Origin of the sequence: Caulobacter sp. UC70_42, from assembly GCF_044056025.1 — a bacterium.
Classification (GTDB): Bacteria; Pseudomonadota; Alphaproteobacteria; order Caulobacterales; family Caulobacteraceae; genus Caulobacter.
Genome location: NZ_CP171994.1, coordinates 1,559,135 through 1,574,785, shown reverse-complemented (window position 1 = coordinate 1,574,785; position 15,651 = coordinate 1,559,135). Strand labels below are relative to the sequence as shown.

The following is a 15,651-nucleotide window of genomic DNA, read 5'->3' as shown; positions in this document are numbered from 1 at the left end:
CGGAAACGGAGGCTGGAGCTTGTTCGTTCAACAGGCTCTATCTCAAACACTTAGAGCGTGGCAGGCGCCGAAACCGCTCACACTTCGGCTGCCACGCTCTAGGCGACAGCGCCCCGGCTGTCGTCGCCCGCCTGGGACAGGCGGAGGATCTCGGCGACCAGGGCCGCCGGAGCGATGGGCTTGGCGGGCGACCCCGTCCATGCCGGCCGCGCGGTAGGCGGCGCGTTGGTGGGCCATGACATTGGCGGTCAGGGCGATGATCGGCGCGCGCGCCGCGGCCCCTGGCAGGGCCCTGATGCGTCGGGCGGCTTCCAGACCGTCCATGCCCGGCATCTGGACGTCCATCAGGATCAGATCGAACGCGCCGATCCGCGCGGCCTCGACGCCCGCCGCGCCATCGTCGGCGACGCTGACGCGGGCGCCCAACTGCTCGAGGATCCGGCAAGCGACCAACTGGTTGGTCGGGTTGTCCTCAACCACCAGGACCTTGAGGCCCGCCAGGAGGTCGTCGGCCGCCGCCTCGAGGGCGGCGGGCGCGACGGCCGGCGGAGCGGCGATGGTCAGGGTGAAGGTCGAGCCCTCGCCCGGCGTAGAGCGGAACGACACCTCGCCCCCCAGCATCTGGGCCAGCTTTCGGGTGATGGCCAGGCCGAGGCCCGAGCCGCCGAAACGGCGGGTGGTGCTGGCGTCGGCCTGCTGGAAACGTTCGAACAGGCTGGCCTGAGCCTCCAACGGCACGCCGATGCCGGTGTCGATGACGTCGAAGACGAGGCGCTGGCCCTCCGGGGTCATGACCTTGCGGGCCCGAACGGTCACCGAGCCCTTCAGGGTGAACTTCACGGCGTTGCCGATCAGGTTGAACAGGGCCTGGCGGACGCGGGTCGGGTCGGTCTCGACCCAGCCCAGATCGTCTGCGAGATCGAGCTCCAGTCGCAAGCCCTTATGCGAGGCCTGGCCGGCCAGCAGCCGGGCCACGCCTCGCGCGAGCTCGCGCGGATCGACCGGCTCCCGGTTCAGATCCAGGCGCCCGGCCTCGATGCGCGAGATGTCGATCACGTCGTCCAGCAGGGTCGACAGCATTTGGCCCGCCGCCAAGGCCTCTCGCAGGAGATCGGCGCTGTCGCCGGCCGGCAGTTCGCGGCGGAGCACGTGCATGACCCCCAGCACCCCGTTCATCGGCGTGCGGATCTCGTGGCTCATATTGGCCAGGAACTGGGCCTTGGCCTCGTTGGCGGCCTGGGCGGCGCGCTCGGCGGCCACCAGGGCCAGTTCGGCCTTCTTCTTCTCGTCGATGTCGAGGACGAGACCCACCGCCTTGCGGGCGATGCCGCGAGCGTCGCGGCGCACGTCGTGGAAGATCCGCACCCAGCGCGTCTCGCCATCCGGTGACAGTACGCGGACGTCGTATTCCTGGGTTCCGCCAAGACCGTCGCGCCACCATTCCGCCGCGGCCTTGTAGACGTGGGCGCGGTCCTCGGGATGGACCATCGGCAAGATGGCCTCGCGAACATCGTCATAGACGACCCGACGCCCCATGATGCGGTGGAACTCCGGCGAGCCCCAGAAGCTCTCGGCCTCGTGGTCGATCTCGTAGACGCCGGCCCGCGCCGCGCCCAGGGCGAGCTTCAGGCGGCGAGCGTTGATCCGCGCTTCCCGCCGCGCCGCCGTCAGGGCGGTGATGTCGTCCATATAGGTGATGACGCCGACGATCTCGCCAGCCGCGTCAAGCCAGGGCCGGGCCTCCCACCGGAAGGCGCGCTCCACGCCCTCGGCGTCGAACAGGCGGTCCTCGCGGCGGGCGACAACCTCGCCGGACAGGGCCCGGGCGACCCCGGCCACGAAGCGGCGGCGCCCGCCATTGGTCAATTCGGACAGGGTCTTGCCGATGACCCGGGCCTCGGTGGACCGGAAGATCTCCAGGAAGCGCGGGCTGACCAGGCGCAGGCGCATGTCCAGGTCGTAGACGGCGACCGCGAACGGAGCGTCCTCGACCAGCCGGCGGGCCTGGCGCTCGTTCCAGATGGCCTTGTCGCGGCTGCTGGCCACGTCGGTGATGTTCTGGGTGATACCCTTCAGAGCGAACTGCGCGCCGCGCCGCTCGGCGGCGCGATAGGTGCTGCGGAAGGTCTGCCAGCGGCCGTCATCGCCGCGCAGGCGAAACTCGATCACGCCGCCTTCGCCCGTTCGCGTGGCGTGACCGAAGGCCCCGCGCACGGTCTCGCGCTGGTCGTCGGGCAGGCGGGCCAGGAACAGATCCGCCGTGGCCACGTCGGCCGGCGACAAGCCCAGCAAGGCCAGCACGTCGGGCGACCAGTCGATGCGATCGCCCACGGGCTCATAGCTCCAGATGCCGACGCCGGCCTCCTCGGCGAGGATCTGGCGCGTGCGGCGCGCCGACTCCAGCTCGGCCCGGGCCGCCACCTCGGCCGAGATGTCGTGCATCAGCCCGATCATTTCGCCGTTCGGGCCCAGGCGCGAACGGCCCTGAAGCCAGATCGCGCGGCCGTTCTTGCAGAGGATCTTCAGTTCGTTGATCGCCTCGCCCGTCGCGCGCATGCGATCGCCGCTGCTGATTAGCTCGGCCTGACTGTCAGGGTGGGCGAACTTCAAGGTGGGCTGGCCGATCAGCTCCTCGGCGCTCCAGCCCGTCAGGGTGGTCCAGGCGCGGTTGACGCTGACGAAGCGGCCCTCCGGCGAGACCACGGCGAAGAGATCGCTGGCGTTCTCGAACAGCCAGCGCGCGGCCTCGGCCTCGCCGAATGGCGACGGCGCGTCCACGACCCCTTCGTTATCTCGCCCCTGGGACATCAGGTCTCCGCCAAGTTGGGCGGATCGTGGGACGCAACCGTAAACTTATGGTTCTCAAAAAGGACCCGCGTTCCGCGAACATGCTATTTCGTCCGGTTTTCACACCTCGGCCCATTGGCGCAGCAGGTTGTGATAGACGCCGGTCAGCGACAGGACGCCCTCGTCGTCCGCCTCGACCTTGCGGGCCAGACGCTGGATAGCGACGTCCATCTCCAACAGCATCGTGCGCTTGGCGTCGTCGCGGACCAGGCTCTGGATCCAGAAGAAGCTGGCCGTCCGCCGGCCGCGTGTCACCGGGGTGACGTGGTGCAGGCTGGAGCTGGGATAGAGGATCATGTCCCCGGCCGAGAGCTTGACGACGTGATCGCCATAGAGGTCGTTCACCACCAACTCGCCGCCGTCGTAGTTCTCCGGCTCCTCCAGGAAGAGGGTGGCCGACAGGTCGGTGCGCAGGCGCCGGCCGCTGACCGGGTCACGACGGATGGCGTTGTCGACATGGTCCTTGAAGCCCATGCCCTCGCCATAGCGGTTGAACATCGGCGGCAGGATGACCTGCGGCAGGGCGGCCGAGACGAACAGCGGATTGGCCTCCAGCGCCTGGAGGATCGCCTCGCCGACCCGGAGGGCGGCATCGCAGTCCTGTGGCAGCTGCTCGTTGGTCTTGGCCCGCGCGGCCTGGAAGCCCGAGGTCAGATTGCCGTCCACCCACGGGCCCGCGTCCAGGATCGCCCGGCATTCGGCGACCTGGGCCTTGGTCAGCACCTTGGGAATCTGCAGCATCATGGGGATGTCCTTGTTGCGACTCGTTCCTATCACGCTGCGCCGCGTCTTGTTTGATCCGGATCAGGCCGAAACAAAATCGCCCCGCCCGGCCAGGGGAGGCCGGACGGGGCTTTGCGCGAGCGCGCGTCGGCAGCTCTTTGGAAAGGCCTAGTACTTCATGTTGACGGTCAGGATCGCCTGACGGCCCGGCGCCGGATCGGCGTGGTGCACGCCGTTGGTGCGCGCGATGTAGCGTTCATCCGTCAGGTTCTGGACGTTCAGCTGCAGGTCGACCTTCGGGTTGATGCTCCACGAAGCGAAGGCGTCGTAGCGCCAGTACGACGGGGCGTAGATGCGATTGGCGCCGCCGCCCGCGCCGCCCTGGTTGCCGCCAAAGCTCCGCGACACGTAGTAGGCGCCGCCGCCCAGAGCGAGCTGGCGGGTGATCTTGTACGTGGTGAAGGTCGAGAAGCTGTGCTTGGGCGTGTTGGCCAGCGGATCGCCCTGGTTGACGTTGGTATAGGCGCCGCGGACCAGCTCGCTGTCCATGTAGGTGTAGCCGCCGAACACCTGCCACTTCGGCGTGACATTGCCCGAGACGCCGAGCTCGAAGCCCTTGACCTCGACTTCGCCGACCTGGGCGTAGGTGTTGGCGTCGATCTGGATCTGGGCGTTCTTGCGAGTGGTCTTGAAGGCCGCCGCCGACAGGGCCAGCGTGTCGTGGAACACATTGGCCTTGGCGCCCAGTTCGAAGCTTTCGCTGTCTTCCGGTTCCAGCTGCACCGTGGCCAGGTTGCCCGAACCGGTCGAGGTGTTGCTGTTCTGGTCGCCGCCCGAAATGCCCGGAGGCGTCGAGGAGGTGCCGTACGAGACGTAGAGGCTGGAACTGGCGGTCGGCTTGTAGACCAGGCCGACCTGGTAGTTGGTGAAGTCCCACGAGCCGCCGCGCGGGGTGTAGGTCACCGAGGTGACGACGCCGTTGGCGCTGGTCGAGGACGCGTCGACGCCGCGGCTCTCGTAGCTGTCGTGGCGCAGGCCCAGGTTCAGCAGGATCTTCTCGCCGAACTTGATGGTGTCGAAGCCGTAGATGGCCGCCGTCTTGGTCAGGTTGCGCGTGAACGGCCCCTTGTTCAGCGTCCCGACCCAGACGTCGTCGGCGTTGGGCTTGTAGACGAGCGTGCAGTCGCCGCCGCCGACGCTGTTCAAGGTCGTCGCGGAGATCACGAAGCCGGTCGGACAGGCCGAGGTCGTCGTGCCGTAGGGCAGATAACTGGCGTTGCGGTTTTCCTCGCGGCTCAGCTCCACGCCGATGTCGAAGCTGTGCTCCAGGCCGGCGAAAATCCTCTTGCCGTGCAGGTCGGTGACCGCGGCGACCGTCTCGGTCGGGTTCCAGCGGCTCTTCGTGCCGCGCTTCATCCACCACTGGCCCTGGACGAACTGGGCCGCGCCGCCGTCGCCGGGGTTGGTGACCAGATAGTCGTTCACGCTCTTGGAATAGCGGACCACCTGGCGGACGTTCAGGTCGTCATTGATCTTGTGGTCGATGGCGAAGGTGGCGATATCCGATTGGGTCTTCTGGAAGTCGCGGCTCTTGATGCCGTAGAAGCTGCGGCGATCGACGGCCAGGATGCCCGAGGCCGTGCGCGGCTCGGTGGTCTTGGTGATCAGCGGGATGCCGTAGTCGGGCGTCTGGTTGGTGTCGAGGTGGTAGTAGGCGATGGTGATCTGGGTGTCGCCATTGAGGCCGATGGCCAGCGAGGGCGCCACGCCCCAACGGTCGAAATCGACGGCCTTGCGGCCCGGCGTATTGCCCTGCGTGCCCAGCACGTTAAGGCGCACCGCGACGCTGTCGTTGATCGCGTAGTTCAAATCGGCCGTGGCGCGAACATAGGCGTCCGTGCCCATGCCGACCGAGCCGCGCGCGAAGTTGTCGGCCTTCGGGGTCTTGGACGACAGGTTGATGCTGCCGCCGCCCGAGCCGCGACCGCTGTAGGCGCTGTCGGGACCCTTCACGACCTCGACCTGTTCGAGATTGAAGATTTCGCGCGTCTGGCCGCCGCTGTCGCGGACGCCGTCGACGAAGATGTTGTTGGCCGAGCTGGAGCCGCGAATGAACGGACGGTCGGCCAGCGGCTGGCCGCCTTCGCCAGCGCCGAAGGTGATGCCCGGCGAGGTGCGCAGGATGTCGGTCAGCGAGGTGGCGGCGGTCTGCTCGATGATCTTCGAGGTGATGACCGTCACCGATTTCGGCGTGTCGACCAGCGGGGCGGTGAACTTGCTCGACGAAGGGTCGGCGACGCGGCGGGCGTCGATCTTGACGGTCGAGACCTCGGTGTTGTCGTCCTTCGTCGGAGCCGCGGCGGCCGGGGCGGTCGCGATCGGGGCGGCGGCGTCCGCTTCGCCGGCGGCGGCGGCATGAGCCAGTCCCAGGCCCGCCAAGCCGGCGACGGCGGCGGCGCCCAAGGCGCGACGAGGCCGGCTGACAACGCCGACGGAATTCATATTACGCATGATCGTCCCTATTCCCCGAGGGCTCGTCACCAGAGCCCCTCCTGAAATTGCGAGGCGTTCTTAGCGATCCTGCGTTGCAGTCGCAATGATAATCGTTCTCAATTGCGGCGAATGTGCGAAATGGCGCCGCTTTGGCCGGTGCGTGTCCGGGACGGCCAGCGCGCGCGGGCTTATCATGCTAGGGCTCGGCCCCTCGATAGCCGGAGCCCGCGCCCATGCCCGACGCCAAGACCTGGATCGCCTTCACGCTGGTCTGCCTGGGAATGGCGCTGACCCCCGGCCCGAACATGCTCTATCTGGTCAGCCGTTCGATCTGCCAGGGGCGCTGGGCCGGGATCGTTTCGCTGATCGGCACGGCGGCGGGCTTCGTGGTCTATCTGGTCTGCGCGGCGCTGGGCATCACGGCCCTCCTGATGGCCGCCCCGATCGCCTACGACGTCCTGCGGTTCGGCGGGGCCCTTTATCTGGCTTGGCTGGCCTGGCAGGCGATCCGGCCGGGCGGGGCCTCGCCGTTCCAGGTCCGCCAACTGCCCAAAGACAGCCCGGCCAAGCTGATCACGATGGGCTTCGTCACCAACATCCTGAACCCTAAGGCGGCGATGCTGTACCTGTCGCTGCTGCCGCAGTTCATCAAGCCCGAACACAGCGGGGTCTTCACCCAGTCTCTGATGCTGGGCCTGACCCAGATCGGCGTCAGCCTGACCGTGAACGGAACCATCTGCCTGGCCGCCGGGACCATCGCCGCCTTCCTGGCCACACGCCCTAGCTTCGCCCTCATCCAGCGCTGGCTTATGGCCACGGTGCTGGGCGGCCTGGCCGTGCGGATGGCCACCGAGGCGCGGCGCTAGCGGTCGCCAAAGGGTTTCTTGACGTCGGCGCCGGCGCGAGTCCCTATCCGCGCCGCTGTTCCGGAGTTCACGATGAAGACCGCCCTCGCCACCGCTTTCGCCGCCCTCACGCTTGCGACCGGCGCCCAGGCTTCCAGCCTGAAGGCCTGCGCGGTCCCGCCCGTCGTGACCCCCGCCCCGGCCGAGGTTCCGCCGGCCGACGAGATCCACGCCAACGTGCCGATCGCCGCCTATCTGCTGGCGCTGTTCTGGTCGCCCGAGGCCTGCCGCGCCGGCATTCCGGAGTCGGACAAGGTCATCCAGTGCCAGAACAACCACTTCGGCTTCACCGTGCACGGCTTGTGGCCAAACGGGCCGGACAAGGTCCACCCGCGCTACTGCAGGCCCAGCCCGCCGATGAGCCCGGCGACGGTGAAGGCCAATCTGTGCATGACCCCTTCGCCCTGGCTGCTGCAGCACGAGTGGCAGGCGCATGGCACGTGCAACTGGGACAGCCCCGAGGCCTATTTCAAAAAGGCCCAGAAGGTCCGCAAGGGCCTGAACGTCCCCGACCTGGCGCTCGTCGGCGAGACCATGACCGCCGGCGAGATCCGCGACGCCTTCCTCAGGCGCAACCGGGGCATGACCCGCGAGGGCCTGAATGTCCGCGTCAAGGAAGGCCGCCTGACCGAGGTCTGGGTCTGCCTGGACCTGAAGTTCAAGCCCGCCGCCTGCCGCGGCGGCAATGGCGCGCCGGACGCCTTGCCGGTGCGGGTGACGCCGCGGGGCTAGAGCCTGCCCCGTCTCGAGGGAGCCGTCCAAGCCAAGGACGCTAGGCCAGCGCCTCGATCTCCGCGTCGGTCAGGTCGCCCGGCACCACGGTGACCGGCAGCTTCCGCCCCGCGAAGCCGACGCCTTCCTTGGCGATGGCCGAGATCAGCGGGCCGGGGCCCCGCCCCGCGGTGGACGTCGCCAGGATCAGGATCTTGATGGCCGGGTCGGCGGCGATGACCTGTTTCAACGCCGCGCGAACGCTGTCGGCGTGCTTGATGATGAACTCGGGCGGCAGGCCCGTGGCGGCGACCACCTGGCCGGCGAGGCTCTGCAGCAGGGCCTCGGCCTCCTCGCGCTCCTGGCGTTCGATCTCTTCGCGCACGCCGCTCCAGTGCTCGAACTCGGCGGGCGAGATCACCTTCAGCAGCGCCACGTGACCGCCGGTCGAGCGGGCGCGGCGGCAGGCGTATTTCAGCGCCGCCGCGAACTCCGGAGAGTCGTCGGCGACGACCAGGAACTTGCGGCGGCTGCCCAAGGCGTTGGATGAAGCGGCGTCGGTCATTGCGCGAGATGACGCCGCTTCAATCCGAACCTCAAGCCCCCCAGAAGCCGACCAGCTTCTTGGTCTCGGCGATCACCGGATCGGCGACGGCTCGGGCCCGCTCGGCGCCGTCCCGGAGGATGGCGTCGATCTGGCCTGGGTCGCCGGTCAGCTCGCGCATGCGCGCGCCGATCGGGCCCATCACCTCGACCGCCAGTTCGGCCAGGGCCGGCTTGAACGTGCCGAAACCCTTGCCGCCATATTCGCCGATCACCTGCTCGCGGGTCTTGCTCGAGAGGGCCGCGAAAATGTCGACCAGGTTCTTGGCTTCCGGACGCTCCTTCAGGCCCTCGACGGTTTCCGGCAGCGGCTCCGGATCGGTCTTGGCCTTGCGGATCTTGGCGGCGATGGTGTCGGCGTCGTCCATGAGATTGATGCGCGAGGCGTCGGACGGGTCGGACTTGCTCATCTTGGCCGAGCCGTCGCGCAGGCTCATCACCCGCGTCGCCGGCCCCTCGATCACCGGCTCGGTGATCGGGAAGAAGCCCGGCGCGCCGAAGTCGTTGTTGAACTTCTGGGCGATGTCGCGGGTCAGCTCCAGATGCTGCTTCTGGTCCTCGCCGACCGGCACGTGCGTGGCCTTGTAGAGCAGGATGTCGGCCGCCTGCAGCACCGGATAGGTGTAGAGGCCCACCGAGCTGCGTTCCTTGTGCTTGCCGCTCTTTTCCTTGAACTGGGTCATGCGGTCGAGCCAGCCGAGCCGGGCGACGCAGTTGAAGATCCAGGCCAGCTCGGCATGGGCCGGCACGGCCGACTGGGGGAAGATCGTCGCCTTTCGCGGATCCAGGCCGGCGGCGATGTAGGCGCAGGCGATCTCGCGGGTCTGGGCGGCCAGAACGGCCGGATCCTGCCAGACGGTGATGGCGTGCATGTCGGCGACGAAGATGAAGGGCTTCTCGTCCTGGATATCGACGAAGCGCTTCAGGGCGCCGAGATAGTTGCCCAGATGCAGGGCCCCGGAGGCCTGGATCCCGGACAGGATGCGTTTGGGGCCCGCATAGACGACGGGGGCTTGATCGGTCATGGCTTCAGCCTTGGCTGCGGAATTCGAAGGATGTGGCTAGGGCGCGGTCGCGCGCTCGCGCCGAAGCGCGAGGATCGAGATCAGAAAGAGCCGCGCCATCGCGGCGCGAGGGGACCGATCGGAGCCATGCCCCGCTGGTTAGCCTCCTCGCGGGCATGGATCAAGCCTTGCCGCGCCGCAGCACCGCCTTCAGCTCGGCCGGCTTCACCCCGCCGAACAGGAACAGCAGCGGCGGATAGACCGCCACGCCGGCCAGGCAGGTCAGGGCCAGGGCGAACTCCTTGGCGCCGATCGCATGGCCGGTCAGGCCCAGGCCCCGCAGCGGCGCCTCGATCAGGTCGCGATAGTGCGAGGCGGCGGCCAGCAACAGGCCCATGCCCAGGCTGGCGGCCAGGATCCGCGCCAGGCGCGACCAGGTCCGCGACGAGGGGCCATAGTGCTTCTTGGCCGAGAGCGCCCAGGCCATCTGGCCGACATTGATCCAGGAAGCGATCGCGGTGGCCGCCGCGATGCCCTTGACCCCGACCAGTTGGAACAGGACCACGCCGAAGGCGATGTTCACCGCCACCGAGATCAGGGCGAACCGCATCGGGCTCTTGGTGTCGCCGCGCGCGAAGAAGGCCCGCGAATAGAGCTGCTGCAGCACGAAGGCCGGCGTGCCCAGGCCGTAGAAGAACAGCGCCGCCGCCGTCTGGCTGGCGTCGAAGGCGGTGAACTGGCCACGCGTATAGAGGCCGTCCGACAGGAAGCCGGGCATGGCGATCAGGGCCGCCGCGGCCGGCAGGGTCAGGGCCATGGCCAGGGTGATCCCCTGGTCCATGGCGCTCTGGGCGTCCTCGCGGTCGCCCGAATGCACGGCGCGCGACAGACGCGGCAACAGGGCCACGCCGATGGCCACGCCCACCAGGCCCAGGGGCAGCTGGTAGAGTCGGTCGGCCGTCGCCAGCCAGGTGCGGCCGCCCGGCACGTGGCTGGCCAGGTTGCCGGAAATGAAGATGTTGACCTGGGTGGCGCTGGCCGCCAGGGCGCCGGGGATGGCCTTGCCGATCAGCTCGCGCACTTCCGGCGTCAGGCGCGGCAGCCGCCAGTGGACCTTGGCGCCGGACTTGTTGACGCCCCAGGTCAGCAGGGCGGCTTGCGCGACGCCGGCGACCACGACGCCGATCGAGCCCCAGCGGGCCGCGTCGATCGCGGTGTTCTGCGGCAGGATGAAGGCCAGGGTGCAGAGGTTCAGCAGGATCGGCGCGCCGGCCGACAGGATGAAGCGGTCGCGGGCGTTCAGCACCCCCGACAGGTGCGCGACGATCGCCATGCAGGGCAGGTAGGGCATGGTGATCTGGGTCAGCAGCACCGCCAGCTTGTACTTCTCGGTGCCCCAGCCGAAGCCTGGGCTGATCAGCATCATCAGCCATGGCATGGCCAACTGGCAGACGACGGTGATGAGGATGGTCGAGGCGGCCAGGGTGGCCATGGCGTCGGCGGCCAGGATGTCGGCCTTCTCCTCGCCGTCGCGTTGCAGCGACTTGGCGTAGGCCGGCACGAAGGCGGCCGCGAAGGCGCCCTCGGCGAAGAACCGGCGGAACAGGTTCGGGAACGCCAGGGCCGCGTTATAGGCGTCGGCCGCCGGGGTGGCGCTGGCCCCCATGCGGTACGAGACGGCCAGATCGCGCGCGAAGCCCATGAACCGGCTGACCAGGGTCAGGCCGGAATAGATCGCCGAAGACTTGAGCAGGCCAGCCTTCTTGGGCGCCGGGGGGGCGCGGGCGGGATGTCTTCGGCGGGAGCGGCGGGGATGGTGTCGGTCACCTGCGGCTTCTGGGGTCTCGGGCGAAGGGCGTCAAGGGTGGCGCTGCCCCCTCCACCGGCTTCGCCGGTCCCCTCCCCCAACAGGGGGAGGAGAGAAGGGGTCCCGGCTCTCTTCTCCGCCCCGCTTGGGGCGGACAGACCTGCGTGAGCAGGTCAGGTGGGGGCCTGTGCTGAGCCCGCGCGGCTTCGCCGCTTCACGCGGCGCGGCCGCTGAAGGCAGGTGGGGAGGCGACGGAGCGGCCGGGCGAACCCGGAGACCGTGAGGTTTGTTTTGTTTCGGCTCGCTTACCGCTCCGCCAGGCTGTTCTTGCCCGTGAGGTCGGGAGGCGTGAGCGTTGTCTGCTCGGGTCCCCGTTTACCCCCGGACGGGCGCGGACCCCACCGCCTTGGCAAAGCCAAGGCGGCGACCCTTGCATGGCGCATGACGGCCGCCTTCGGCTGTCATGCGACGGATCGGCTACATCCGTCTCGACCCCGACGATCCACGATAGGCGGCTTGTACGATCACCGCCCTGTCGATCCGCTGAGGGTTTGACCCCGGAGACCGCCCGTTCGCCAGCCGATCCGCCTAAAGAGTACGGACGGGGCGACTTTCGAGCCTCCGGGAACCGCCAGCGGCCCCGCTCAACCTACCCCCGCCGCCGTTTTGGGCCGGATCCAAACGCCCTCCCCCGCGACGGGGACGCATTGAGTATCGCGGCGGATTGAACGCGGATCATTCAAGGACGCGAAAAATCGACAAGTGGTTGATTACGTGTGGTTCGATGTCGCCAACACCGGGGATAGAGCCCCCTCAATCCCCGCGAGGGCGCATTTTGAAACCCTCTCTCTTTGAGAGAGGAGGGGCCCACGCCCCTGGCGTGGGAGGGTGAGAGGTTACACCCTCTCCGGACAAGGCAGTGACGAAACGCGCGGCGGAACGGTCCAGGCTTCACCGGCCGACGGTGAAACCTCTCACCCTCCCACCGCGACGCGGCGGGCCCCTCCCTCTCTCCATGAGAGAGGGTTTCCGGTGCGAGCGCCCCCTTACATCTCACGGCGAGACGATCGCAGGGCTGCAGCCTCCAAAAGATAAGGTTCGCACCGACCTGGGAGGTCGATTTTCGACCCCGAACAGACGATTGGAACCTCTGGTTACGGGGCCGGCGTCCGGCTTTGCCCGCTACGGTCTATCCTCGTCATTTCAGGGCGGGTGTTAACCGAGACCGGCAATGGCTCGCCGTCGCGATCTGAAGGTCTTCGTCGTCGACTGTTTCTCGACCGCGCGCGACGCCTTCGCGGCTTTTCGCGTCGCCGACAAAGATATCCCGCCATCCCACGCGCGGTCAGCCCTTGAAATGCGGACGCCAGACCGCAAGACTTTCGCGCCTGCATATGGAAACCGAGATGAGCCCTTCTGGAACGATGTTCGCCCGGCGGGCTTTGCTGATTGGATCCGCGGCGCTTACCGTCAGCGGCGGGTCAACGTCCGCCCGCGCCCGTTCGCGAGCCCAAGGCCTGGAGGGCGATGCGGCCTGGATTCCGTCGGAAGATCTGGTTCAGGAGCTTCCGCGCTTCATGCGCATTGCCGGGGTGCCCGGAGTCGCCATTGCGGTCATAGACCGCGGAAAGCTCGCCTGGAGCCGCGGCTTCGGCGTGAAAAACGTTCTCACCCGCGACCCGGTGCGGGAGGACACGTTGTTTGAAGCGGCGTCGATGACCAAGCCGGTCTTCGCCTATGTCGTGATGCGGCTGGTCGATGAAAAGCGCCTGGACCTCGACACCCCGCTCGTCGCGTACCGCCGGCCTGCGAACCTGGGTGATGACCCGAATCTGGAACGGATCACGGCCCGGCATGTGCTGGCGCATTCGACCGGCTTGCCCAACTGGGCTTCCGCGCCGCTCGTCACAAGTCAAGCGCCCGGATCAACCTACACCTATTCGGGTGAAGCCTTCATCTGGCTCCAGTTGGTCGTCGAGACGATCATGGAAATGGGCCTTGGCAGTGTGATGCAGGCCAAGCTGTTCGGTCCAGCGGGACTGTCTCACAGCAGCTTCGGCTGGGACGAACAGATCGCCAGGTCAGCGGTCTTTGGCCATTCCGAGCCTCCAGAAGGCGAGCAGGCGCTTCCCCCCCAGCCCACGCGCGAGCTGGGCGACCGGCTGCTTCGGGTCGCCTCGCGGTGGCGCAAGCCGATCGCCTCATGGACCTACGAAGATTCGATCGCGGCGATGCGCGAGACGGCTCCAGAGACGGCGCCGTCGACGCACGACCTGCTTGTCAACTCGGCGGGCGGGCTCCTGACGACGGCGTCAGACTATGCGAAGTTCATGCTGCTGATGACCGACCGGCCGGGGCGGGCGGGCTGGGAGATCAGCGATGCGGCCCGGCGGGCGATGCTCACCCCTCAGCTCGACGTGCGCGGACGCGACATTTCGCGCGGACTGGGTTGGGAACTCGAACAATCCTCGGCGGGCCCGCTGTTCCAGCACAGTGGCAGCAACTACGGGATCTTCAAAACCCTGGGCGTCGGTGACGCCCGCCGCGGGCGTGCGATCGTCGTCTTCACCAACGCCGCGAACGGAAATGCGCTTGCGGCCCTGATCGTTCGGCAGGCCACCGGGATCGACCGGCTGAAGTCCTTGGTCTAATCGGCCCCGATGGCGCTAGATGGGGCGGCCTCACTCGGCGGAACGCAACGGAGCTACGGCTGATCGGAGAGAACGGTTCGCCTATCTCAAACGGAGACGGACGCCTGGGCCGCCGCGTTCGCAGTCTTTCAATCCGCCTAGCCAACATCTGAAATCCGCCCCGTAGACGATCAGCATGTCCGCTCTCGGCGTTGAGATAGCCCCAGGCGATCACCGACCAACCGTCACCCCAGCGGATATTCCCGTTCCAGCCGGTAGGCCGAGCCCTCGCTGGTTTGCCAGCTGGAATAGAGGCCGAAGCGATCCACCGTGAAAGCCGGCGAGCGCAGCAGGTTGTTGGCCTGGATCCAGGCCCCGACCTCGGCGACCGAGGCGCGCTTCAGATAGGCCAGGGTGACGTGGGGGGTGTAGAGGCGGCTCTCGGGCTTGAGTCCCACCGATCGGGCGGCGCTCTCGTTGGCCTTCTGCAGGCGACGCAGCGGCGCGCTGTCCTCGACGCCGGCCCAGACGGCGTGGATGTCGGCGCCCTCGCCGAAATGGCCGGCGCGGGTCAGTTCCAGGTCAAAGGCCGGCGCGGCGATCTCGGCCAAGGCCTCGTCCAGCTCGGCCGCCACCGGCTCCTGCACGTCGCCGATGAACTTCAGCGTGATGTGAAAGGCCTCGAGCGGCCGCCAGCGCGCGCCCTCGATCCCGTGCTGGCGGGAGAGCAGCCCCTGGCCGATCTCCGGCGGGATGGCGACGGCGGTGAACAGGCGGATCATCCGGGAAGAACGCCTACGGGCAGGGATTGGGCTGGCGGGCGTGGATGTCGTTGACGGCCTTTTCCAGCTCGTCGGTCCAGGCCAGGTCGAAGGCGTCGATGTCGGTTTTCAGCTGGGCCATCGAGGTGGCGCCGATGATCGTGGCGGTCACGAACGGGCGCGTGTCGCAGAACTTCAGCGCCAGCTGGGCCGGGTCCAGGCCGTTGGCCTTGGCCAAGGCGACATAGGCGCGGAACGCCTCCACCGCGCCCGGCCCCTCGTAGCGCTGCATGCGGTTGTAGAGCGCCTTGCGCGAACCCTCGGGCAGGCCGCCGTCCAGATATTTGCCGGTCAGCTGGCCCTGGGCCAGGGGCGAATAGGCCAGGAGGCCGACCTGCTCGCGCATGGCGATCTCGGCCAGGCCGAACTCGAAGGTGCGGTTGGCCAGGTGATAGGCGTTCTGGATCGAGGCGATGCGCGGCAGGCCCTTGGTCTCGCTCTCGGCCAGGAACTTCATCACGCCCCAGGGGAACTCGTTCGAGACGCCGACGTGGCGGATCGAGCCCTTCTTCACATGGGCGTCCAGCGCCTCGAGGATGTCGCCGAACGCCTCGAAATCCTGGTCGTAGTCGCGGTAGGACTGGCCGCCGAACACCCGTACTTTCCGGTCGGGCCAGTGCAGCTGGTAGAGATCGAGATAGTCGGTCTTCAGGCGGCGCAGCGAGCCCTCGACGGCCTCGTCGATCTGGGCGCGGGTGTGGCGCGTGGTCGAGCCGTCCTTACGCATCCACGTCAGGCCGCCGAAGGCCGCGCCCTGGCCAGCGACCTTGGAGGCCAGCACGATCTCGTGGCGCTTGCCGGTCTTTTCCAGCCACGTGCCGATATACTGCTCGGTGCGGCCCTGGGTCTCCGGATTGGGAGGGCTGGAATACATTTCGGCCGTGTCCCAGAAGTTGACGCCGCGCGACAGCGCGTAGTCCATCTGCTCGTGGGCCTCGGTCTCGGTGTTCTGCGAGCCCCAGGTCATGGTGCCCAGGCAGCAGCGCGACACCGACACGTCCGTGCGGCCGAGCTTGACGTACTCCATGGGCCAGCCCCTCTTTCGCCCCAATGGGCAAGCTTCGTTAGGCAAGCGTTCTAAGGGCTGTCGTTGCGTCACCGCAAGGC

Annotated in this window: 11 protein-coding genes and 1 pseudogene; 3 read left to right on the top strand and 9 right to left on the bottom strand. The window is 67.9% G+C overall.

The window, feature by feature from the left end; translation table 11 throughout:
• Positions 1-98: 98 nt before the first annotated feature.
• The 3 genes and pseudogenes from ACHMW8_RS08155 to ACHMW8_RS08145 all read right to left on the bottom strand — a co-directional run bounded on the left by ACHMW8_RS08155 (position 99) and on the right by ACHMW8_RS08145 (position 6,081).
• A pseudogene (locus tag ACHMW8_RS08155) lies at positions 99-2,808 on the bottom strand (PAS domain S-box protein).
• A gap of 99 nt (positions 2,809-2,907) precedes the next feature.
• Positions 2,908-3,591, bottom strand: coding sequence for a Fe2+-dependent dioxygenase (locus tag ACHMW8_RS08150; RefSeq protein ID WP_395445220.1), 684 nt, complete (start codon positions 3,589-3,591; stop codon positions 2,908-2,910).
• 147 nt (positions 3,592-3,738) lie between these two features.
• Complete coding sequence (locus tag ACHMW8_RS08145) at positions 3,739-6,081, bottom strand: TonB-dependent receptor (RefSeq protein ID WP_395445219.1); 2,343 nt, start codon at positions 6,079-6,081, stop codon at positions 3,739-3,741.
• A 215-nt stretch (positions 6,082-6,296) separates the two neighbouring features.
• Between ACHMW8_RS08145 and ACHMW8_RS08140 the strand changes: the two genes are divergently transcribed.
• Together ACHMW8_RS08140 and ACHMW8_RS08135 are read left to right on the top strand one after the other, a co-directional pair.
• On the top strand, positions 6,297-6,929 hold the full coding sequence (locus tag ACHMW8_RS08140; protein ID WP_395445218.1) for a LysE family translocator: 633 nt from the start codon (positions 6,297-6,299) through the stop codon (positions 6,927-6,929).
• Positions 6,930-7,001: 72 nt separating this feature from the next.
• Positions 7,002-7,700, top strand: a complete 699-nt coding sequence (locus ACHMW8_RS08135; RefSeq protein WP_395445217.1) for a ribonuclease T2 — start codon at positions 7,002-7,004, stop codon at positions 7,698-7,700.
• A gap of 40 nt (positions 7,701-7,740) precedes the next feature.
• On the opposite strand, the gene ACHMW8_RS08130 is transcribed toward ACHMW8_RS08135, so the two are convergent.
• From ACHMW8_RS08130 to murJ, 4 genes are all read right to left on the bottom strand, one after another.
• Positions 7,741-8,244 carry a universal stress protein gene (locus ACHMW8_RS08130; protein WP_395445216.1) on the bottom strand — a complete coding sequence of 168 codons (504 nt, stop codon included), beginning with the start codon at positions 8,242-8,244 and terminating at the stop codon, positions 7,741-7,743.
• 31 nt (positions 8,245-8,275) lie between these two features.
• Positions 8,276-9,307: a tryptophan--tRNA ligase gene (gene trpS, locus ACHMW8_RS08125; protein WP_395445215.1), complete on the bottom strand. Its 1,032-nt coding sequence runs from the start codon at positions 9,305-9,307 to the stop codon at positions 8,276-8,278.
• Between the two features lie 80 nt (positions 9,308-9,387).
• Positions 9,388-9,435 carry a hypothetical protein gene (locus ACHMW8_RS08120; RefSeq protein ID WP_370450218.1) on the bottom strand — a complete coding sequence of 16 codons (48 nt, stop codon included), beginning with the start codon at positions 9,433-9,435 and terminating at the stop codon, positions 9,388-9,390.
• 32 nt (positions 9,436-9,467) lie between these two features.
• Positions 9,468-10,988: a murein biosynthesis integral membrane protein MurJ gene (gene murJ / locus ACHMW8_RS08115; RefSeq protein WP_395445214.1), complete on the bottom strand. Its 1,521-nt coding sequence runs from the start codon at positions 10,986-10,988 to the stop codon at positions 9,468-9,470.
• A 1,499-nt stretch (positions 10,989-12,487) separates the two neighbouring features.
• On the opposite strand from murJ, the gene ACHMW8_RS08110 reads away from it, so the two are divergent.
• The gene (locus ACHMW8_RS08110) at positions 12,488-13,744 is read left to right on the top strand and encodes a serine hydrolase domain-containing protein (protein ID WP_395445213.1); all 1,257 of its coding nucleotides are present in this window, start codon (positions 12,488-12,490) and stop codon (positions 13,742-13,744) included.
• Positions 13,745-13,968: 224 nt separating this feature from the next.
• Here ACHMW8_RS08110 and thpR read toward each other — a convergent pair whose 3' ends face one another.
• On the bottom strand, positions 13,969-14,505 hold the full coding sequence (gene thpR / locus ACHMW8_RS08105; RefSeq protein WP_395445212.1) for an RNA 2',3'-cyclic phosphodiesterase: 537 nt from the start codon (positions 14,503-14,505) through the stop codon (positions 13,969-13,971).
• A gap of 13 nt (positions 14,506-14,518) precedes the next feature.
• Complete coding sequence (locus ACHMW8_RS08100) at positions 14,519-15,571, bottom strand: aldo/keto reductase (protein ID WP_395445211.1); 1,053 nt, start codon at positions 15,569-15,571, stop codon at positions 14,519-14,521.
• Positions 15,572-15,651: the final 80 nt, after the last annotated feature.